23 protein-coding genes are annotated in these 18,873 nt (G+C 62.2%); 17 read left to right on the top strand and 6 right to left on the bottom strand.

What is annotated here, in order from left to right; genetic code table 11:
- Positions 1-24 precede the first annotated feature (24 nt).
- The gene (thrS, locus tag ABD884_RS11685) at positions 25-2,034 is read right to left on the bottom strand and encodes a threonine--tRNA ligase (protein WP_345045888.1); all 2,010 of its coding nucleotides are present in this window, start codon (positions 2,032-2,034) and stop codon (positions 25-27) included.
- Between the two features lie 146 nt (positions 2,035-2,180).
- Entirely contained in the window at positions 2,181-3,776 is a 1,596-nt protein-coding gene (locus tag ABD884_RS11680) for a S53 family peptidase (RefSeq protein WP_345045884.1), read from the bottom strand.
- A gap of 175 nt (positions 3,777-3,951) precedes the next feature.
- Here ABD884_RS11680 and gad point away from each other — a divergent pair, with 175 nt between their 5' ends.
- The 6 genes from gad (at position 3,952) to ABD884_RS11650 (ending at position 9,062) form a co-directional block, all read left to right on the top strand.
- A complete protein-coding gene (gad, locus tag ABD884_RS11675) occupies positions 3,952-5,352 on the top strand; it encodes a glutamate decarboxylase (RefSeq protein WP_345054738.1) in 1,401 nt (466 codons plus the stop codon).
- Positions 5,353-5,374: 22 nt separating this feature from the next.
- A complete protein-coding gene (locus tag ABD884_RS11670) occupies positions 5,375-6,241 on the top strand; it encodes a class II glutamine amidotransferase (protein ID WP_345045881.1) in 867 nt (288 codons plus the stop codon).
- A gap of 84 nt (positions 6,242-6,325) precedes the next feature.
- Positions 6,326-6,889, top strand: coding sequence for a GNAT family N-acetyltransferase (locus ABD884_RS11665; protein WP_345045877.1), 564 nt, complete (start codon positions 6,326-6,328; stop codon positions 6,887-6,889).
- Positions 6,890-7,130: 241 nt separating this feature from the next.
- Positions 7,131-7,694: a dihydrofolate reductase family protein gene (locus tag ABD884_RS11660; protein WP_345045871.1), complete on the top strand. Its 564-nt coding sequence runs from the start codon at positions 7,131-7,133 to the stop codon at positions 7,692-7,694.
- Positions 7,695-7,904: 210 nt separating this feature from the next.
- Positions 7,905-8,057, top strand: a complete 153-nt coding sequence (locus tag ABD884_RS11655; RefSeq protein ID WP_155854402.1) for a hypothetical protein — start codon at positions 7,905-7,907, stop codon at positions 8,055-8,057.
- Positions 8,058-8,159: 102 nt separating this feature from the next.
- Positions 8,160-9,062 (top strand): helix-turn-helix transcriptional regulator, encoded by a 903-nt coding sequence (locus tag ABD884_RS11650; protein ID WP_345045863.1) that lies wholly within the window; start codon positions 8,160-8,162, stop codon positions 9,060-9,062.
- A 1-nt stretch (position 9,063) separates the two neighbouring features.
- Here the strand turns inward: ABD884_RS11650 and ABD884_RS11645 are convergent, their stop codons facing one another.
- The 3 genes from ABD884_RS11645 to ABD884_RS11635 all read right to left on the bottom strand — a co-directional run bounded on the left by ABD884_RS11645 (position 9,064) and on the right by ABD884_RS11635 (position 11,400).
- A complete protein-coding gene (locus ABD884_RS11645; RefSeq protein WP_345045859.1) occupies positions 9,064-9,495 on the bottom strand; it encodes a hypothetical protein in 432 nt (143 codons plus the stop codon).
- Between the two features lie 123 nt (positions 9,496-9,618).
- Entirely contained in the window at positions 9,619-10,557 is a 939-nt protein-coding gene (locus ABD884_RS11640) for a cation diffusion facilitator family transporter (RefSeq protein ID WP_345054735.1), read from the bottom strand.
- Between the two features lie 111 nt (positions 10,558-10,668).
- Positions 10,669-11,400 carry a DUF72 domain-containing protein gene (locus ABD884_RS11635; RefSeq protein ID WP_345045856.1) on the bottom strand — a complete coding sequence of 244 codons (732 nt, stop codon included), beginning with the start codon at positions 11,398-11,400 and terminating at the stop codon, positions 10,669-10,671.
- Between the two features lie 169 nt (positions 11,401-11,569).
- On the opposite strand from ABD884_RS11635, the gene ABD884_RS11630 reads away from it, so the two are divergent.
- The 9 genes from ABD884_RS11630 (at position 11,570) to ABD884_RS11590 (ending at position 17,484) form a co-directional block, all read left to right on the top strand.
- Positions 11,570-11,773 carry a hypothetical protein gene (locus ABD884_RS11630; RefSeq protein ID WP_345045851.1) on the top strand — a complete coding sequence of 68 codons (204 nt, stop codon included), beginning with the start codon at positions 11,570-11,572 and terminating at the stop codon, positions 11,771-11,773.
- On the top strand, positions 11,770-12,318 hold the full coding sequence (locus ABD884_RS11625) for a DUF6328 family protein (RefSeq protein WP_345045846.1): 549 nt from the start codon (positions 11,770-11,772) through the stop codon (positions 12,316-12,318). Before ABD884_RS11630 ends, ABD884_RS11625 begins: the two co-directional genes overlap by 4 nt.
- A gap of 188 nt (positions 12,319-12,506) precedes the next feature.
- Positions 12,507-13,409 (top strand): SDR family oxidoreductase, encoded by a 903-nt coding sequence (locus ABD884_RS11620; RefSeq protein ID WP_345054732.1) that lies wholly within the window; start codon positions 12,507-12,509, stop codon positions 13,407-13,409.
- A gap of 64 nt (positions 13,410-13,473) precedes the next feature.
- Positions 13,474-13,794, top strand: a complete 321-nt coding sequence (locus ABD884_RS11615) for a hypothetical protein (RefSeq protein WP_345045840.1) — start codon at positions 13,474-13,476, stop codon at positions 13,792-13,794.
- A gap of 51 nt (positions 13,795-13,845) precedes the next feature.
- Complete coding sequence (locus ABD884_RS11610; RefSeq protein WP_345045835.1) at positions 13,846-14,589, top strand: SRPBCC family protein; 744 nt, start codon at positions 13,846-13,848, stop codon at positions 14,587-14,589.
- Positions 14,586-14,849, top strand: coding sequence for a hypothetical protein (locus tag ABD884_RS11605; RefSeq protein ID WP_345045830.1), 264 nt, complete (start codon positions 14,586-14,588; stop codon positions 14,847-14,849). Before ABD884_RS11610 ends, ABD884_RS11605 begins: the two co-directional genes overlap by 4 nt.
- A gap of 56 nt (positions 14,850-14,905) precedes the next feature.
- A complete protein-coding gene (locus tag ABD884_RS11600) occupies positions 14,906-15,172 on the top strand; it encodes a GlsB/YeaQ/YmgE family stress response membrane protein (RefSeq protein WP_028267186.1) in 267 nt (88 codons plus the stop codon).
- 27 nt (positions 15,173-15,199) lie between these two features.
- The gene (locus tag ABD884_RS11595) at positions 15,200-15,547 is read left to right on the top strand and encodes a hypothetical protein (RefSeq protein ID WP_345045822.1); all 348 of its coding nucleotides are present in this window, start codon (positions 15,200-15,202) and stop codon (positions 15,545-15,547) included.
- Positions 15,548-15,591: 44 nt separating this feature from the next.
- Positions 15,592-17,484 (top strand): transketolase, encoded by a 1,893-nt coding sequence (locus tag ABD884_RS11590; RefSeq protein WP_345045818.1) that lies wholly within the window; start codon positions 15,592-15,594, stop codon positions 17,482-17,484.
- Between the two features lie 45 nt (positions 17,485-17,529).
- Here ABD884_RS11590 and ABD884_RS11585 read toward each other — a convergent pair whose 3' ends face one another.
- Positions 17,530-17,721: a hypothetical protein gene (locus ABD884_RS11585; protein WP_345045815.1), complete on the bottom strand. Its 192-nt coding sequence runs from the start codon at positions 17,719-17,721 to the stop codon at positions 17,530-17,532.
- 154 nt (positions 17,722-17,875) lie between these two features.
- Between ABD884_RS11585 and ABD884_RS11580 the strand changes: the two genes are divergently transcribed.
- Positions 17,876-18,124 carry a hypothetical protein gene (locus ABD884_RS11580; RefSeq protein ID WP_345045810.1) on the top strand — a complete coding sequence of 83 codons (249 nt, stop codon included), beginning with the start codon at positions 17,876-17,878 and terminating at the stop codon, positions 18,122-18,124.
- 204 nt (positions 18,125-18,328) lie between these two features.
- Positions 18,329-18,658: a YegP family protein gene (locus ABD884_RS11575; RefSeq protein ID WP_345045807.1), complete on the top strand. Its 330-nt coding sequence runs from the start codon at positions 18,329-18,331 to the stop codon at positions 18,656-18,658.
- Positions 18,659-18,873 lie beyond the last annotated feature (215 nt).

Raw genomic sequence — 18,873 nt, 5'->3', positions numbered from 1 at the left:
CTGTCCCCTGCGTCGCCCGGCTCGTCAGCTCTCGCGGTTCTTGACGGCGTCCACGATTCTCCGGACGGCTTCGGCAACGGGCACTCCGTTGTCCTGGCTGCCATCGCGGAAGCGGAACGACACGGCACCGGCCTCCGCATCCTCGCCGCCGGCGATGAGAACGAAGGGAATCTTGTCCTTGCTCGCAGTGCGGATCTTCTTCGGGAAGCGGTCCGAGGAAATGTCCACCTCGGCACGGATGCCCTCGGCCTTGAGCTGGTCAACGACGTCGAACATGTAGTCGTTGAACGCTTCCGCCACCGGAATGCCGACGACCTGAACGGGGGCAAGCCATGCCGGGAAGGCTCCTGCATAGTGTTCGGTGAGAACGCCCATGAACCGTTCCACCGAGCCGAACAGCGCACGGTGGATCATGACCGGACGCTGGCGTGTGCCATCGGCCGCCTGGAACTCCAGCTCGAAACGCTCAGGCAGGTTGAAGTCGAGCTGGATGGTTGACATCTGCCACGTGCGGCCCAGCGCATCCTTGGCCTGCACGGAAATTTTCGGACCATAGAACGCTGCTCCACCTGGATCCGGGACCAGCTCCAGCCCCGAAGCCTCCGCCACTTCGGCCAGGGTTCGGGTTGCTTCCTCCCATGCAGCGTCTTCACCAACGAATTTGTCTTCGTTCTTGGTGGACAGTTCGAGATAGAAGTCGTCCAGTCCATAGTCCTTGAGCAGGCCGAGGACAAAGTTCAGGGTGGTGGTGAGCTCGTCCTTCATCTGCTCGCGCGTGCAGTAGATGTGGGCGTCGTCCTGTGTCATGCCGCGCACGCGGGTCAGTCCGTGAACGACGCCGGACTTCTCATAGCGGTACACGGAGCCGAATTCGAAGAGCCGCAGCGGCAGTTCCCGGTAGGAGCGCCCGCGCGAACGGTAGATGAGGTTGTGCATGGGGCAGTTCATCGGCTTCAGGTAGTAGTCCTGGCCGGGCTTGCGCACAGTGCCGTCCTCGTTCAGTTCCGCATCGATGTGCATCGCCGGGAACATGCCTTCCTTGTACCAATCAAGGTGCCCGGAAACTTCGTAGAGGTGACCCTTGGTGATGTGCGGCGTGTACACGAAATCGTAGCCTGCGTCCACGTGCCGTTGGCGGGAGTAGTCCTCCATGGCCTTGCGGATGATGCCGCCCTTCGGGTGGAACACCGGCAGGCCCGAGCCCAGCTCGTCCGGGAAGGAGAACAGGTCCAGCTCGGCGCCGAGTTTGCGGTGGTCGCGACGCTCCGCCTCTGCGATCCGCTCCTGGTAGGCCTTCAGGGCGTCCTTGGTGGGCCAGGCGGTGCCGTAGATACGTTGCAATTGCTGGTTGTTCTGGTTGCCCAGCCAGTAAGCCGCCGACGAGCGGGTCAGCGCAAAAGCGTTGGAGATCAGCTTGGTATTGGGAAGGTGCGGGCCGCGGCACAGATCGCACCAGACGCTGTCTCCGCTTTTGCGGTCTACATTGTCGTAAATGGTGATGTCTCCAGCGCCCACCTCGACATTGACGCCCTCGCCGGCGTCGGCCGCCTCGTTCTTCTTGCCCAGCAGTTCCAGCTTGTAGGGCTCGCCCTTCATGGCTTCGCGGGCTTCGTCTTCAGTGACGACGCGGCGGACGAACTTCTGGTTCTGGTTGATGATCTTCTGCATCATCTTTTCGAGCTGGCGGAGGTCTTCCGGGGTGAAGGGCTCGGCAACATCGAAGTCGAAGTAGAAGCCATCGGTAATGTACGGGCCGATTCCGAGTTTGGCGTCAGGACGCAGCTGCTGCACGGCCTGGGCCATGACGTGTGCGGTCGAATGGCGAAGGACGTTCAGGCCGTCCGGCGATTCGATGGTAACGCCTTCAACCTGGGCGCCTTCGGGCAGCACCTGGTCAAGGTCCTTGAGTTCGCCGTCGACTCGGGCTACTACGACGTCGCGGCGCTCAAAGAAGAGTTCCGCGCCGGTGGTCCCTTCCGTCACCTTGGTCTCTTCGCCATCGACGATGAGGGTGATCTGCTGGGCATCTGACACGGTGTCTCCTATTCATTGATAAGGCTTCATAGCTTGTGGCGTACGGGGACCACAGCCAGCCACCGTCCATCGTATCCGCTCCGGCTGGGGCCGCCAAAGCACGCCGCGGCCCACCCTTTTTGACTCAACCGGCACCGGCGTCCGTTTCAGGACCGGGCCTCCAGCAACGCAAGGAGAGCTTTGCCGTCCGGGCTACCCAGGCCCGTGCAGGGATCCCAGCCGGTCCCGGCGTTGTAGCTTCCATTGGAACCGCTGGTGATGTCGTGGAATCCTGACGCCGAGGGGATGCCTTTTTGGTAAAGCAGAGGCTGAATCAGCCCAAAGCGCCGATTCGTGGCTTGGGCCAGCCGGGCGAGCAGCGCCGCCCAGAGAGGCGCGACCGCACTCGTTCCACCGATCACCACGTCCTTCCCGTCAACGCGAACCTGGTAGCCGGTCTGCGGGTCGGCGACGCCGCTGACATCGGGCACGCCCCGTCCCGGTTGCTTCGGAGCGGGTTTGTGCTTGGCGTGTCCCACGCTCCCGGACTGCCAGGAGGGGACAGGGAAGACATCGCTGTATCCCCCGCCGGTTGCCGAGTTCGGGCCATCATTCCAGACGGTCTCGGCGCTGATCGCTCCCGTGGCGGCATCCGCTTGAAGTCGGGTTCCGCCGCAAGCCAGGACGTGAGGGCTCGACGCCGGGAAATCCGCGTGGTCCTTGCTGTCTGTTGCGCCGTCGGAACTGCCGTTGTCTCCGGCTGCCGCTGTTACCGTCACTCCGAGGGCCGCGGCGTCGGCCATGGCCTGGTCGAAGCTTGCCCGGGCTTGGGCCGTCCACGCGTCCTCGCTCTGGCCCCAACTGATGCTGATCGACGTCGGTGCCGGGCTCGCGTGGGAGGCCGCGACGATCGCGTCGAGGAACCCGGCGTCGGTATTAGGGGCAAAGTAGACGACGATGTTGGCCTTGGGAGCCAAGGCGCCGACCACCTCGATGTCGAGCAGGACTTCCCCGTCGGCCCCGGTAGGGTCCTGCCCGGGTTGGTTGGACCCGCCGTCGACTCCCACGGCGGTGACAGTCGGCGTCGAAATGCCGAGGCCTTGGAAGTAAGTGTCGAGGTCCTGTTGCCCGAACCCGCCGCCGAGTTCGAGGATCGCCACGGTTTGCCCGGAGCCGTCGGTACCGTCAGGGAAGTTATAGATCTTTCCCAACTGGGGTGGGGTGTAGCTGGTGCCCGTCGAAGCCAGGGGAACGATGCGGAATTGAGCCCGGGCCTGGGGCCGGTCGTCAAGGCCAAGGACGGCGACAACGATGCCGTCGAGCGCTGCAGGCACCTGGAGGCCTCCCGTGCGGTGCCGGTGCGTGACTGCGGTGCCGTCCGGACCGCGGCTTGTCAGCTCATCCAGCGACGTTCCGAAAACGCTGCTTAGCCGCCCCACAGTGCCGGCCAGCCGAATCCGGCGGCTGGCCGCATCCGAATCGATGACGTCGAGTCCCAAGCCGGAGAAAGTGAGCACTGCAAGATCAAGGTCCGCTGCCGAAGCACCATACCGCGAGGCCAGTTCGTCCCGCGAAATCGGAGTAGTTGGAAGTTCCGTCAATTCTTCCTGGCGCCGAAGGATGACCGTGACCTCAATCCGGCGGGAAGGGTCAACGGGACCGTGAATGTCGCGAACACCCGGAGCGGGTGCCCTTTCCGATCCTGCCAGCGGGACACTTTGCGTTTCCTCCGGCCGCTGCTCTTCGGGGGTCTCCGTGGACATTATTGCCTCCTACGCTCGCGTGACAGAGCTCCGTTCCCTGCGATTATGCCCCCGGAACCTCCTTGGCACCATGCAGGACAGCGCTTGGGCGTGGCCGCCACGCGCGGTAGCGTGGGCGTGGGCCGGTCGCTGCCACCGCATTGACCGGCGTCATGGCGAGTCAAAGGAGCGAACCATCAATAGGTCACACCGCACATCAGCTCATGAACCGGACACCACAGTGGAGCTGAACCCCATCTTCAGCCGGCCCGGAGAGTCCAGCATCTTCCCGCGATTCACCCTCCCGGACGGCGAGTCCCTGCCTTCGACGGCCTACCAGGTTGTCCACGACGAAGCCATGCTGGACGGGAACTCGCGCTTGAATCTCGCGACGTTCGTTGGGACGTGGATGGAATCGGAAGCGTCGAAACTCTATTCCGAGACGTTCGACAAGAACATGATCGACAAGGACGAATACCCGCAGACGGCCTTGATCGAGACCCGTTGCTGGCGGATGCTCGCAGATTTGTGGAACGCGCCCGATCCCGCCAAAGCCATTGGAACCTCGACCATCGGTTCCTCGGAAGCGTGCATGTTGGGCGGCCTCGCGTTGAAGCGCCGCTGGCAGCACGCGCGGCGGGCGGCCGGTCAGTCGACCGACAAACCCAATCTGGTCCTCAGTTCGGCCGTGCAGGTGTGCTGGGAGAAGTTCTGCAACTACTGGGACGTGGAAGCCCGGTACGTTCCAGTGTCAAAAGAACACCCGGTGCTCGACGGCTATGAGCTGGACAAGTACGTGGACGAGAACACGATCGGCGTTGTGGCCATCATGGGAGTGACCTATACAGGCGCCTATGAACCGATCGAAAAGATCTCCGAGGCCCTGGACGAGATCCAGGCACAGCGCGGCTTGGATATCGCCATCCACGTGGACGGCGCATCCGGTGCCATGATTGCCCCCTTCCTGCAGCCGGAGACAGTCTGGGACTTCCGTTTGGCACGGGTGGCCTCGATCAATACCTCGGGCCACAAGTACGGTTTGGTGTACCCGGGCCTTGGCTGGGTCATTTGGCGGGATGAGGAGGCCCTCCCGGAGGATTTGGTCTTCCACGTCAGCTACCTCGGCGGGAACATGCCGACCTTCGCCCTGAATTTCTCACGCCCCGGTGCGCAGGTGCTTCTTCAGTACTACTTGTTTCTCCGCTTGGGTTACGAAGGATACAAAGCCGTTCAGGCAACCTCCCAGGATGTTGCGCTCTACCTCTCCAACGAAATTGGCGCGATGGAGTCGTTCACTTTGTGGAGCAACGGATCGGACATCCCGGTCTTTGCCTGGCAACTCACCGACGGTTACACGGACAAGTGGAATCTGCACCACCTCTCCGAACGCTTGCGGATGAATGGATGGCTCGTCCCCGCCTACCCGTTGCCAGAAGGCTTGAGCGAGATTACCGTCCAAAGGATCGTTGTCCGCAACGGTTTCACGCGCGATCTCGCATCCAGTTTCCTCAGAGATCTGAAAAAAGAGGTTGCCTACTTGGATGGCCTCACCGCACCCATGCCTGCCGGCGGACAAACCCAGGCGTTCCACCACTAATTAGTTTCAAGGAGGAGCGCTCATGTGCCGCTTGTTCGGTTTGCATGCCGGTTCGGAGCCAGTCCGGGCCACTTTCTGGCTTCTGGACGCACCGGACAGCCTGGCTGATCAGAGCCGACGCGAGCCCGACGGCGCCGGCATAGGTACCTTTGACGCTGACGGTGATGCCCACGTAGCCAAACAGCCGCTCGCCGCTTGGGAGGACCACGCCTTTGCGCGCGAGGCACGTGTCCTGAAAAGCACCACGTTCCTGGCCCATGTGCGGTATGCCAGCACCGGCGCTCACACCATGGTCAACACGCATCCGTTCGAACAGGACGGGCGGCTATTCGCCCATAACGGCACCTTCGCCGATCTCGAACGGCTGGATGGGCGGCTGGCCGAGTTGGGTGTTTCGAATCTGGTCAAGGGCCAGACGGACAGTGAGCGGCTCTTCGCGCTGATCACCGCGGAGAGCCGGCGTGCCGAAGGGGACGTCGGGAAAGGAATCACCCGGGCAATCAACTGGATCGCCAGGGAGCTTCCCGTGTTCAGCTTGAACCTCATCCTGACGACAGCAACAGAGCTGTGGGCAGTCAGGTACCCGGACACGCATGAGCTGCATATTCTGGAACGCTTGCCTGCAAGCTCCGGCGAGGCTGCTCCGCTCGATGCGCGGAGCTCCCGCATCCGGGCGCTCAGCAAGGATCTCGGCCGCTCGCGTCACGTCATCATCGCCACAGAACCGATGGATGACAACCCGGAGTGGCGTGCACTGGAGGGTGGCTCGCTGGTCCACGTGAGTCCCGATTTGGGGGTGACAATAAGTTATCCCTTCCCTGCGGAACCGGCCCATCGGCTGGAACTGTCCGAGCTCTCCCCCTCCGCGGCCGCATCCCAAAAGCCGTAACCCGGGCCATTCCTGCCTCAGAGTCCTCCCATCCCACCAAGCCCCCAGTGCAACCAAGCCCTGGGCAGACCCTCTGGAGAAACTGTGTTTGAAACAGTCGTGCGAGACGCGGTCGTCTTGAAGCCTCTTGAGACATGGCACGCCGACGAGTTTGCCGAGCACATGAGCAGGGCACGAGACCATATCCGTCCGTGGGTCGGACCGACTTTTGTTACAGACACCGTCGAAGGTGCCCGCGCTACCCTTCAGCGTTACGCGACAGCCACCGCAAGTGATGGTGCGCGCATCTATGGCCTTTGGGACGGCGGCAAGATCGTTGGAGGCGTGATGTTTGTCACGTTTGATCCCGTCTGGGGCATTTGCGAGCTCGGCTGCTGGCTCGAACCCGATGCTGTCGGAGGCGGCCTCATCACCCGGTCAGTCGAACTGCTCATGGAGTGGGCCTTCGTAGAGCGGGGGATGTCTCGCGTTGAATGGCGGTGCCGCACCGACAACGACCGCAGTGTTGCTGTCGCGCAGCGACTACGTATGCGTTCAGAGGGCGTTCTTCGCAGCAGCTGGGTCTACGACGAGAATCGTTACGACAAGGAGGTATTTTCAATACTTCGCGCCGAATGGATGGGCACACGAGCTGTTATCGCTCAATGACAGACGCCTCCCCGATGGCGGCCTCCGCCCTGGACTCCCGATCGCGTCCTTATCCGGCGTCCAGATTCCGCCCGCAGAGGGTCCTTCACCGGGCAGCTCCGTGAAACGCGGACCGAAAGCTATCGCATCCGAATCATGGGTAGTTACGGTGGCTCCATGAGGGACAGGATGCTGCCGATCATATGCGGGACGACAGAGTTCCATGACGCCCTCGCCCACTACGAGACGGAAGGCTGGCGCCGTGCGGAAACTGATCTACGGCATGAATCTGACCCTGGACGGCTACATCGCCGCGGCTGGCGACGACATCGGCTGGAGCGGGCCGAGCGAGGAACTGTTCCAGTGGTGGCTCGATCAGGAGCGGGCTAGCAGCCTGTCGCTGTACGGCCGGAAGCTCTGGGAGACCATGAGCTCCTACTGGCCCACCGGCGACCAGCAGCCCAACGCCACCCCGGCGGAGGTCGAGTTCGCGCGGAACTGGCGGGACACGCCAAAGGTGGTGTTCTCCTCGACGATCAAGAAGGTCGGTTGGAACACCCGACTGGTCACGGGCGACGCGGTCGCCGAGGTCACCCGGCTCAAGGCCGGGGACGGCGGCCCGGTGAGCGTCGGCGGGGCAACGCTCGCCGGGGCGGCCATGCGGGCCGGGCTGATCGACGAGTATGCGATCGTTACCCATCCGGTCCTGGTGGGCGGCGGCACTCCGTTCTTCACCTCGCTGGACAGCTGGGTGAACCTGAACCTGGTGGAGACGCGGACGTTTCCCGGCGGCGTGGTCCTGACCAGGTACGAGACGAGGCGCTGAGCGCGATTCCTCCGCGCGGCACGGGGAAGTACTCCCCCGTGCCGCAAGCACCCTCGGGAAGGGGCCCACAAGTGCCCGCTACCACGTCTCAAAACCATCTCGTTGAATCAGCGTGTTCACCGTTAGCTATGGGACACGTGGGCCCGGCTCTTACGCTGAAGGCCGCGTGTTCACCGTGTCCATGGCCCCCGCCGCACATATGATCGGTCCATGACCGCTGAAGTCGAATCCGAAACCGTCTTCGTCCCGGCCGTGCAACTGGACGGACAGATGAGCATCAATGACGTCTTGCTTGAGTTGGGCCGGGAACCTGTGGTGTATCCGTCAGCAAACGCCGACGCCGGTGATTTCCACATTTTCTAGGCCGACCTCGGCTCGTCGCGTTGAGCGCTGTGCCCGTCGCTGCCAATAGAGGTACCGGCATGGACTCCCTCCCGGGACCTAGAGGTCACTATCGTTGATCGCATGGACAACCGGAACGACGCCCGCGATTTCCTCGCCTCCCGGCGCGCGAAAATCACCCCCGAACAGGCCGGGCTGCCGGAGTCGGGCGGCAACCGGCGAGTGCCGGGACTTCGCCGCGGCGAAGTAGCGGCCTTGGCCGGGGTCAGCGTGGAGTATTACACGCGGCTCGAACGCGGAAATCTTGCAGGCGTGTCCGAGAGCGTGTTGGAAGCATTGTCCCGGGCCCTGAAACTAGACGAGGCTGAGAGCGCACACCTGTTCGATCTCGCGCGTACGGCGGGAACAAGCAAGAGGCAGCGCCGGACCGCGCCACAACACGTCCGGCCAAGCGTCCAGTTCGCCCTTGACGCCATCACTGACGCACCGGCGTTTGTTCGCAACGCCCGCATGGACATCCTCGCTGCCAACAAGCTCGGCCTGGCATTGCACTCCGAGATGTATGTCAATCCTGTCCGGCCAGCCAACTACGCGCGCTTCATATTCCTGGATGAGGAACGGGCGCGGCGGTTCTTCCCGGACTGGGAGCTCGCGGCGAACAACATGGTGGCCATCCTCCGTACCGAGGCTGGCCGGGACCCCTTCGACCGCGGATTGAGCGACTTGGTGGGAGAGCTCTCCACCCGTAGCAATGAATTCCGCACACGTTGGGCTGCGCACAACGTCCGCCGCCATTACACAGGGTTCAAGCACTTCCACCACCCTGTGGTGGGCGAACTCCGTCTGCTGTTCGAGGCGATGGACCTCTCGGCGGACACCGGTCTCTCCTTGTTCATCTACCCGGCAGAACCCGGCTCCCCTTCCGCCGATGCCCTCCGGCTCCTCGCAAGTTGGGCAGCCACGCAGGAACTGGCAGAACATCCCCAAACCGGCGTGTCAACGCCCGAAGCTGGCAGGCTCCACTAGCTCACGGACGCGGATCCCGCCGCGATTCCCCGTCTCCTTCATCGTCGCGCCGGTCCGGGGAACTCTCACGCCTATCCGGCGCCTCGTTGCGCCTGCCCGGGGAATCGCCGCCGTCGGGGTCGAGGGCTGCAGCACGCCGGAGTCGGTCCTGCGAGACTTCGTTGGCCCGCTCGGAATCCTTTTGCTTCTTCATGGCTTCGTTGTGCAGCCGTTCCGCCTCGCTCTCTGCGCGGTGCGCGTCTGCCTCGGCACGAGCCGCTTCCGCCCTGCGCTCGTGTGCCCCGAGGGCGTCAGTCCGGGCTTGTTCGCGGAGTTGCGCGGCGCGTTTGCGGTCGGCCGCCGTCTTCGCCCGGCGTCCAAACACTACGATGGCGATCACGACAGCGATCACCACGATTGCCACTACGATCCAGATCAATTGTTGCCCGTCCATGTCCAGCCTTCCCCAACGTTGACTGTATTCTCCGCAACGCGGATGTTGGTTTCTTGAGTCAACATCCTCGGGTACGGCATGGCACGAGTGGCGTGTACTTGTTTTTCACCATGGGAAGGGCCGCTATTCGGCGCCCTGGGGGCGGGTGCCGGTCTCAAACGTCAAAGCTGGTTCGTCTGGTGTGGCGAGGGTCAGTACAGCTTCCTCGACTATCTCGTGGTCCTCGAGTTCACGCTCCACACGGCGCAGGGCCACCGCGACATCATGCTCCCGGAGATCACCCGTGATATCCACGGCTGCCACCAAGTACAGCTTTCGCGGTCCCACAAACTCCAGGTGCAGGTACGTCAAACGTTCGATCTCCTCGTGTTCCAGGACCCGGATTGCCATGGATTTCTCGAGTTCCGGGGTGACGCCCTGGCCAACGAGGAAACGACGATTACGGTCTATCAGCACCACTGCGATGACGCCGAGAAGGATGCCAACGAGAATCGACCCGAGTGCGTCCGGCAACGGAGATCCCGTGAGTTGGTGCAGGAAGACACCGGTGAACGCGATGACCAGGCCTATCAACGCGGCACTGTCTTCCGCGAAGACAGCACGCATCGTGGGATCCGAACTCATCAGAACCTGTTCCAAAGTGCGGCGTTCGAGCCGTTGCGCAGACTCGTGCGCCTGCCGGAACGCCTGAACGAACGAGGCGCCTTCCAGAGCGAGAGCGATGGCAAGAACAACGTAGGCGACCACGAAATCGCCGGCCGGTTCCGGCGCGATGAGCTGCTGGACGCCGTGCATCACCGATACGACTGCACCCGCCGTGAACAAGCCAAAGGCGGCGAACATGGACCACACATACGCTTCCCTGCCATATCCCATCGGATGGGCTGCGTCCCGCCGCTTCGACGACCGCCTCTCGGCAACAAGCAAGAAGACCTGGTTTCCCGTGTCTGCCCAGGAATGGGCAGACTCCGCGATCATCGAGGCGGATCCCGTCAGAACGGCAGCAACTGTCTTTGCCGCGGCAACAAGAAGGTTTGCCGCAAAAGCCAAGATCACGGTCATGAGCGATGAAGACGGCATCTTGACCTTCTTGTTGTGGCCCATGGAACTTACCGTACCCAAAACGGCCGGGATCTGTTCCACGGCGCCCCGTCCTTGGCAGCGCGCCTGGACCTAACCGTTGCCGAGGAATGTGCGGAGGGTCCAGGCGTTGCGGACGGCATTCCCACCTCCGTCGTTATTGAAATACACGAAGACATCCTTGCCCATGGCTTCCCATTCCGTGATCCGATCCGCCCACCAGCGGAGGTCCTCCTCGGAGTAGGACCCGCCGTAAAGGTTGTGGTGGTCAGGCCCGTGCATCCGGACGTAGACGAACGGCGAGGTGGCGCGAAGTATGCAAGGAAGCTGCGCTCCGCTCATGATGCAGTAGGCCGTTTGGTGGTGCTCGAGCATGGCGTAGATGGCGTCGTGGTGCCAGCTTTCATGGCGGAATTCGACGGCGACTCTTATCCACTCCGGGACCAGGCCAAGGAAGTAGGCCAAGCGCCCGTCGTCGCGCTCCATGCCGGGAGGAAGCTGGACCAGCAGGACTCCGCGCCGGGTCCCGAGCGCGTGCCATGCCGAGGTGATCCGCTCTATCCAGGCCTCGGGCGCGTAGAGACGCTTTCCGTGCGTCAAGCCACGGGGAGCTTTGACGGAAAACACGAATCCCTCAGGTAGCCGGTGCCGCCAACTGGCAAAGGACGCGTCACGCGGCCAGCGATAGAAGCTCGCGTTGAGTTCAACGGTGTCGAAGTGCTGGAAGTAGTAATCGAGCCTGTTGCGCGAGGCAGTTCCCGCAGGATAGAGCACGTGCTCCCAGTGGTCGTAACTCCATCCCGACGTCCCAACCCGAGTTCCCACGCTGCCTCCATCCGCTGGGATTGCTTCCGATCCTGACTCCGGGAATCGACCGGACGCAAGGCCGGGACGACGGCGACGGTCGCCGACGGGACACCATGAGCCTATGGTCCACGTCACTACATAAGTATGCTGATGATATCCGGAGTGATGAAGGGTGGGCGAAGAACAGATGCGATCGGGGTCGATTCTTGGGCTGATCGTCGTGATTTGGCTCGTTATTGGAGCGGTGGCCGCCGGCCAGCGCGGCTATTTCAATGCAGTTCCTGCTCAGTGTTCCCAGTTCGCGACGATTACTTTGAATATCGTCGCCGGTCCACTGAATTACACGGGGCTGAACCCGGTGGCAGGTTGCGAGCTGCCGCGGCCGTCATGAGCCAGCGGGAGGATCCGTTGGCCGCCGGGCCGGAGGCCGACACCAGGCATGAATCCAGGGAACAGCGAATGGATCGCAACTGGAACGAGCTGCTCCAAGAGTTGCGTGTCCTGCAAACGGGCGTGCAGATCATCGGAGGCTTTCTCCTGACTCTTCCGTTCCAGCAACGATTTGGCACGTTGACCGAGTTGGAAAACTGGTTGTATCTCGCACTGGTGATCCTCGCGACCATGACCACCGGCCTGATGCTCGTTCCGGTCAGCCTGCATCGGCGACTCTTCCAGCACCACGTCAAGTCCCGCTTGGTGTCGGCGGGTAACAAAATCGTCAAGGCTGTTCTTGCATGCGTCGCTCTTCTGATTGCGGGATGCGCCGGGTTGATCTTCAGCGTTGTGCGCGGGCAGGAAGTCGGCGCGCTTGCTGGATTGGGCATCCTGGTGGCACTCGCCGCACTGGTGCTGCTGTACCCGCTTCTGGCCTGGTCTCCACGGTACAGCCGTCCGGAAAGGGAACGGGAGGAGAAGCCAGCCAGTGGCCACCCCTGATTTCCGGACCCGGAATCGGCTAGTGCAGGCCCCGTAGATCCATATAGTAAGTTTGCTGAGCAATTTCGCCGAATCCATGGACAGAGGCCGCCCGGCCTACTAGTTTCGATGTGGTAGCAGCTCACGCGAGCGTCGAAATGCCGACGAAGAAGGTGATCATGGACCAGCCAGAACCGCAGCAAGCTGAAATGGAACAACCAAGCAGCACCCGGCTTTCCCCGCCGAAGGATCCACGTTCGGCCTACCACACGGGGTCCTTCCCGCAGCAAGAACAGAAGCAGCCAGGACTGACCGGGCCGATGGAGCCTGTTCCGGACCACGGCGAGTCTTCCTACACGGGCCATGGCCGGTTGTTGGGCAAGGCCGCCCTGATCACGGGAGGCGACTCCGGGATCGGAGCAGCCGTGGGCATCGCCTTCGCCAGGGAAGGCGCCGACGTTGCATTTTCCCACCTACCGGAAGAAGCCCTGGACGCACGGAACACCACAGAGTGGATCCGGAAAGCGGGGACGAAGGCTTTGCCCCTCCCGGGTGACGCCCAGTCCGAAGAATTCTGCCAATCCACGGTGGAACGCGCACTGGAAGAGTTCGGCCGGCTAGACATCCTCGTTCTGAATGCCGGATACCAAAAGAACAGGGACGGACTTGCCACCTTGCCCACCGAGGAAATGGACAGGGTTTTCAAAACCAACCTGTACTCCCTGATGTGGACGGCTCGTGCGGCACTCCCGCATCTGAAGGCCGGAGCCTCGATCATCGTCACGGCCTCAATCCAGGCGTTCAACCCGTCACCGCAACTGATCGACTACGCGATGACCAAAGCGGCGCAAGTGGCTTTCACCAAGGCCCTCGCGCAGGAATTGGGACCCAAAGGCATCAGGGTAAATGCCGTGGCCCCGGGACCTATTTGGACGCCGTTGATTCCCGCAACGGAATGGCCGGACAAGCTACCGGACTTTGGCCAGGACACCCCTTTGGGCAGGGCGGGGCAACCAGCGGAACTGGCTCCCGCCTATGTCCTCCTTGCCTCCGACGAAGCGTCCTACATCTCGGGCGCCGTTGTGCCGGTCACGGGAGGAAAAGGCCTCTAGTGGCCGCTCTCTGGGTCTCCCTCGGTTTTCGATCAGAAGGTTCACGCAGCACGGAAAGGACAGCATGGACATGGACAAGCAGCATTCAGCGGAGGAAGAGGCAGCCGGAGGCTACGGAACGCCGACGCCGGAACAAGAAACAGCAACGCCCGTCAATCAGCAGGCCAAGCCCCAGGACCAGGATCGCCACCCCGGATCGACATCAGAGGCAAGCGGCGAAGGTTCAGCCTCCGTGCCCTCAGCCGATGCAGAGTTGGACGAGTCCAACACCGACTCAACCGAGACCGGCCAGCCGTTTTCCTCCGAACCAAAAGGGGACGCAACGGGTCTCCCGGACCACAAGTCGCCCAAGGATGATGACGAAGAACGATTCGACGCGGGCTGATACCGCAGCAAGATTGCCAACCACCACGAACCAATCCGAAGGAGCATGAAGATGGCTACCGTTAACCAGACAATTGACGTGGACGTCCCTGTATCTGTGGCATACAACCAATGGACGCAGTTCGAAACTTTCCCGGAATTCATGAAGGGCGTCGAGGCCGTAGAGCAGATCGACGAAACCGCGTTGCAATTTTCCACCAACGTCGGCGGCGTCAAGCGCGAATTCAATGCCCAGGTCTTGGAGCAGGTTCCGGATTCCTTAGTCAGTTGGGCAAGCGTCGACGGTCCCCGGAACGCAGGCTCGGTGCGCTTCGAAGCACTTGGCGCAACCCGCACCCGCGTTATCGTTGAAATCGAGTGGGAGCCCGAGAGCTTCGCCGAAAAGGCCGGCTCGATGGTCGGCATCGACGATCTGCGGGTTTCCGCCGATCTGGACAAGTTCAAGAAATTCATCGAAGAGCGGGGCCGGGAAACGGGCGCATGGCGCGGCTCCGTGACAAGCGGCGACGTCGATGACAGCGGCGAGGCGTCCGGCGTCGGCGCCCCCTCGGAACTGCCAGCCGTCGATCCCGATCTCACCGCTCCCGCCGCCGCGAACACGGCCGACGTCGAGGCGTCCCTGCGGGGCCCCTCGGCGACCGGCGAGGAACTGGGCGTCGGCCAATACACCGAGGGCGACTACGGCAGGGAAAGCGTCCCCGAGGTTCCCGTCGAAAAGATCCAGGGCGACTACACTACCGAGGAACCGCCGGCGGTCCCTGCCGACGAGCGGGACGATCCGGGGAGCAAACCATGAGCGAATTCCCTCCCGATCCCACGCGAGAACCAGACCCCACCCGGGAACCCGGCCCCGCACCAACACCGGAGCCCGTACCCCTACCGGAGCCGGGACCGACGCCCGTCCCGAATCCGGGCCCCGAACCCCAACCGGGCCCCCGCCCCGGAACCCCCGAACCGGTCCCCCTGCCTGAGCCGGGCCCTTCGCCCGTCCCGGACCCCGATCTTCCCTTCCCGCCTACGCGCCCCCTGGGAGAACCACCGCTCACGATGGGGTAACCTTCCGCGGATCGGCGGGACCACTAATTGGTGAATTTCTAGGAAGCGAGAAAGTGATGGGATTTTTTGGATTTCTGCTGCTAGGGCTGATCGCCGGAGCTATTGCCAAGCTGCTGATTCCCGGCAGGCAAGGCGGCGGAATATTGATCACCATGCTCCTGGGGGTCATAGGAGCCATACTGGGCGGATGGATCGGGGGTCTGATCTTCGGCGGCGGCCTGCAGGAATTCTTCTCGCTCCGGACGTGGTTGCTTGCCATCGGCGGGTCGATCATTGTGCTCCTGATTTACGGGGCTGTCGTCGGCAGGAGACGTCGGATATAGGCCTTTCCACGAAACGGAGCCAACGCCATGGCCGTGAAACTCAACAAGAAGGCATTCGATCATGCCAAGGAACTCATCAAGGACAGCAAGTTTGTCCTTGATAGCCGGGACGATTGGAGCGAACACGCGCCCTCGACTCAAGACCAGAACAAGTTCCTTGATAAGAAGGGGAGCGCTGAATATTCGGCATGGTTTCTCGGCATAGATGATGAACATCCGGAAGGCCAGAAAGGCCGCTACAAATTTCCCTACGGGGACTTCAAACGCATTCACCGGTGTGCTGTTATTTCAGCCGAAAGCAGGGCCAGTCAATACGACTATGACGATATCCGCCGGGCCCTGGGAGATTTGCTCCAGCAGTTGGACGAGCACTGAGCAGTGAACGCGGCAGAGTCCGCGGCGCACGAAAGGCAACGGGCATGTTAAACGAGCGAAAAATACCTTCCACGAGCCTGGAGGCCGAAGAAGCCGATTCCATTCGAGCCCTCGCCACCCAATTGCGTGTGGACTCCATTAGATGCAGTACCAGCGCAGGCTCGGGTCACCCCACGTCGTCCTTGTCGGCAGCCGATCTCATGGCTGTCCTTCTCACGCGGCACCTACGCTACGACTGGGAGCACCCGGCGTTGCAGAATAATGACCACCTCATTTTCTCGAAGGGACATGCTTCCCCCCTGTTGTACTCCATGTATCGGGCCGTCGGCGTAGTCGACGAAGATGAGCTGCTCAACACATATCGCCGGTTCGGTGCCCGGCTGCAGGGCCACCCGACCCCGCTACTGCCGTGGGTTGACGTGGCGACCGGCTCCCTGGGGCAGGGATTGCCGGTTGCGGTGGGAATATCCCTCGCCGGGCGGTCACTGGACAAGCTGCCCTTCCACACCTGGGTGTTGTGCGGCGATAGCGAACTCGCCGAAGGGTCTATCTGGGAAGCCATCGACAAAGCCTCTTACTACAACCTCGGAAACCTCACCGCCGTCGTGGACGTCAACAGGCTCGGCCAGGACGGCCCCACCGAACTCCAGTGGGACATGGAGAGTTACGCCAGGCGGGTGGAAGCGTTCGGAGCCGAGGCCCTCATCATCGACGGTCATGACCTTGGCCAAATCGACGACGCGCTGCGCCGGGCGCAAAGCGATCCTGATCAGCCGACGGTGATTCTGGCCAAGACGATCAAAGGCAAAGGAGTGCCCGAGATCGAAGACCAAAACGGCTGGCACGGCAAAGCACTGCCAGCAGACATGGCGGAAAAAGCAATAGCAGCACTCGGTGGACCAAGCAACGTCAAGGTGTCCACACATCCTCCGGAAGCCGGCACGCCGGCAATTACTCCGAACGCCCAGGCTGCGGTCACGCTGCCACGCTGGCAGGTCGGCGAGAAAGTGGCGACCAGGGCCGCCTTCGGCGCCGCCGTGTCAGCGCTTGCGGTCCGCCCCGAAGTAGTAGTTCTGGACGGCGAGGTGGGGAATTCGACCCATGCCGGCGATTTCAAGAACGTGGCGTCGGAACGGTACTTCGAGATCTTCATCGCCGAGCAGCAGCTTGTTGCCGCCACCATCGGCCTCTCGGTCCGCGGCTACGTGGCCTTTGCGTCAAGTTTCGCGGCTTTCCTGGTCTCACGGCCCTTCGACTTCATCCGTATGGCGGGGGTCTCAGAAGTGAACATCCGCTTGGTCGGCACACATGCCGGTGTTGAAATCGGACAGGATGGTCCTTCGCAAATGGCCTTGGAGGACATTGCCGCCATGCGGGCCGTGCACAGTTCCACCGTGTTGTATCCGGCCGACGCCCCCTCCACCGCGCAGCTCGTGAGCGCCATGGCTGACATCCCCGGAATTTCCTACCTGCGTGCTACCAGGGGGGCCTATCCCGTGATTTACGGGCCCGACGAACAGTTCTTCGCTGGCGGATGCAAAGTCCACGGGGCGAGCCTTGATGACCAAGTGGCACTTATCGGCGCCGGCGTCACGCTCCACGAATGCCTCTCAGCCGCCGAGGAACTGGCCCAGGCGGGAATCACTGCCCGCGTCATCGACCTCTACTCAGTCAAGCCCATCGACGTCGACACCCTGCGCCGGACCTGTCTCGAAACCGGAGGCCGGATTGTTGTCGCGGAAGACCACTATGCACAAGGCGGCATCGGCTCGGCGGTACTCGAAGCCCTTGCGGGCGCCAACACCCCCAAACTCCACATTGCGTTGCTCGCCGTCAGGGAATTGCCGGGATCAGGCGAACCCCAGGACTTGCTCAATGCCGCAGGTATTTCCGCACGCCACATCGTTGCCGCAGCCCGTGGACTTCTCATGGACTGACCGCGCAGGCCACGAATACCGACCCCCGGCGTAGGCTGAATGAACCTAGACTCTTGCCGTCTTGGGTGTCGCGACCGAGCCCCGCCGGATGAGCCGGGCTGAGAACTCAACACCGCTGGCGGGCTTCCAGCCGTCAATTTGCCTGATCATGGCAGTGGCGGGATCAGGCATGAGAAGAAGATCGCGGGTGATATTCCGGATGGAATCTTCGGCATCCCCGAGGCTCCGGTCCCCCAAAGTTTTCGCGTCACAAACCATCGTTTCCAAGCCATATTCAGGGTTCTGTCGCTCAAGCCATGAACAATCCGGTCACCCTCATTACTATCGTAGTGAATGGGGGCGAGTTCCTGACTTAGCTGGGACTTGCCGGAATGGATATCGGGAGCTGGCAGTGTCGGAACCTTTGGAATCTCAAGACCCACTCGTCGAGCCGGAACCGGTTCTGGTTCCCGGGGGCAACAGCGACAGTCTGGCGGCCCTGCGTGAGCAAGCTCAGGACATCATTGACGAAGTCCTGAATGAAACCGAGCCGAGCGGGGAACATCTCCGGGCAAAACTCCGGTCCAGCATTGCCCGACACCCTGGATTCCCCGAACTGGCACTGCTCGAGCACCTGATGAACAGGGCCAGCGGCAACTGACTCCCCTGGGGTTGCACACGTTTTACACAGGGTTTACTCACGCGGTCTTGTTAGCCTCAACGCAGTCAGCACAGACTGAATATCATGTGAAAAACGATTCACGGTGGTTGTTCAAACAGAGCAGCGGACGAGGAATGCAGTGATGCTCCGTCCCGCTCCTAGTGAAGTCGCTACGGAGCAGGATCCGCAGACCGGGAGGTAGCAGTGGCCGGAATATTCGAAGTGTTTGTTGACGGGGAGTCCTTATTCAGGTTCCGCCTCAAATCACCTGACGGAATGGTTATTGCTGTTTCGACGCCGTTCAAGGACAAGCCCGCAGTTGTCGCCGGCATAGCCGCTGCGCGCGAGTGTGCAGGCATGGGACTGGTCACCGACCTTTGCCCAGCCGCGGGCGTGCGCGAACCGGCCGCAACCGTCCTTCCGAGCGCAATTCAGGACCGACGGCGCACTGGGGGACTTACCTGGGTCTCAGCAGGCAAGATGCGCCGCCGGCCGTTTTGGTCCAACCCTAATTCTTCCACTGTTTTCCCGTGATGCACAGCAAGGTTGGGACCTCACGGGCCCCAACCCGGACTCTGCGGCCAGCGGTATGCCTAGACTGTATGGGCCCGGCTGGTTCGAAGAAGTCGCGGTGTGTCAGTGGTGGGTGGTCCTATCACGGGACAACCAGGGACACTTGCCGGTGACCGTTACAGGCTGGGAACTCTGATCGGCCGCGGCGCGACGGCGTCGGTCTACCGGGCGCAGGA

The sequence above is a fragment of the Arthrobacter methylotrophus genome, from assembly GCF_039539965.1.
In the GTDB taxonomy this organism is placed as follows: domain Bacteria; phylum Actinomycetota; class Actinomycetes; order Actinomycetales; family Micrococcaceae; genus Arthrobacter; species Arthrobacter methylotrophus.
Note: the sequence above shows the minus strand (reverse complement) of the source record. Positions and strands in the feature narration are given on the sequence as shown.

Coding starts and splice junctions, on each gene's coding strand:
- ABD884_RS11680 (WP_345045884.1), bottom strand. CDS start 3,776: ATGTCCACGGAGACCCCCGAAGAGCAGCGGCCGGAGGAAACGCAAAGT.
- ABD884_RS11670 (WP_345045881.1), top strand. CDS start 5,375: ATGTGCCGCTTGTTCGGTTTGCATGCCGGTTCGGAGCCAGTCCGGGCC.
- ABD884_RS11655 (WP_155854402.1), top strand. CDS start 7,905: ATGACCGCTGAAGTCGAATCCGAAACCGTCTTCGTCCCGGCCGTGCAA.
- ABD884_RS11650 (WP_345045863.1), top strand. CDS start 8,160: ATGGACAACCGGAACGACGCCCGCGATTTCCTCGCCTCCCGGCGCGCG.
- ABD884_RS11645 (WP_345045859.1), bottom strand. CDS start 9,495: ATGGACGGGCAACAATTGATCTGGATCGTAGTGGCAATCGTGGTGATC.
- ABD884_RS11640 (WP_345054735.1), bottom strand. CDS start 10,557: ATGACCGTGATCTTGGCTTTTGCGGCAAACCTTCTTGTTGCCGCGGCA.
- ABD884_RS11630 (WP_345045851.1), top strand. CDS start 11,570: ATGCGATCGGGGTCGATTCTTGGGCTGATCGTCGTGATTTGGCTCGTT.
- ABD884_RS11625 (WP_345045846.1), top strand. CDS start 11,770: ATGAGCCAGCGGGAGGATCCGTTGGCCGCCGGGCCGGAGGCCGACACC.
- ABD884_RS11620 (WP_345054732.1), top strand. CDS start 12,507: ATGGAACAACCAAGCAGCACCCGGCTTTCCCCGCCGAAGGATCCACGT.
- ABD884_RS11615 (WP_345045840.1), top strand. CDS start 13,474: ATGGACATGGACAAGCAGCATTCAGCGGAGGAAGAGGCAGCCGGAGGC.
- ABD884_RS11610 (WP_345045835.1), top strand. CDS start 13,846: ATGGCTACCGTTAACCAGACAATTGACGTGGACGTCCCTGTATCTGTG.
- ABD884_RS11605 (WP_345045830.1), top strand. CDS start 14,586: ATGAGCGAATTCCCTCCCGATCCCACGCGAGAACCAGACCCCACCCGG.
- ABD884_RS11600 (WP_028267186.1), top strand. CDS start 14,906: ATGGGATTTTTTGGATTTCTGCTGCTAGGGCTGATCGCCGGAGCTATT.
- ABD884_RS11595 (WP_345045822.1), top strand. CDS start 15,200: ATGGCCGTGAAACTCAACAAGAAGGCATTCGATCATGCCAAGGAACTC.
- ABD884_RS11590 (WP_345045818.1), top strand. CDS start 15,592: ATGTTAAACGAGCGAAAAATACCTTCCACGAGCCTGGAGGCCGAAGAA.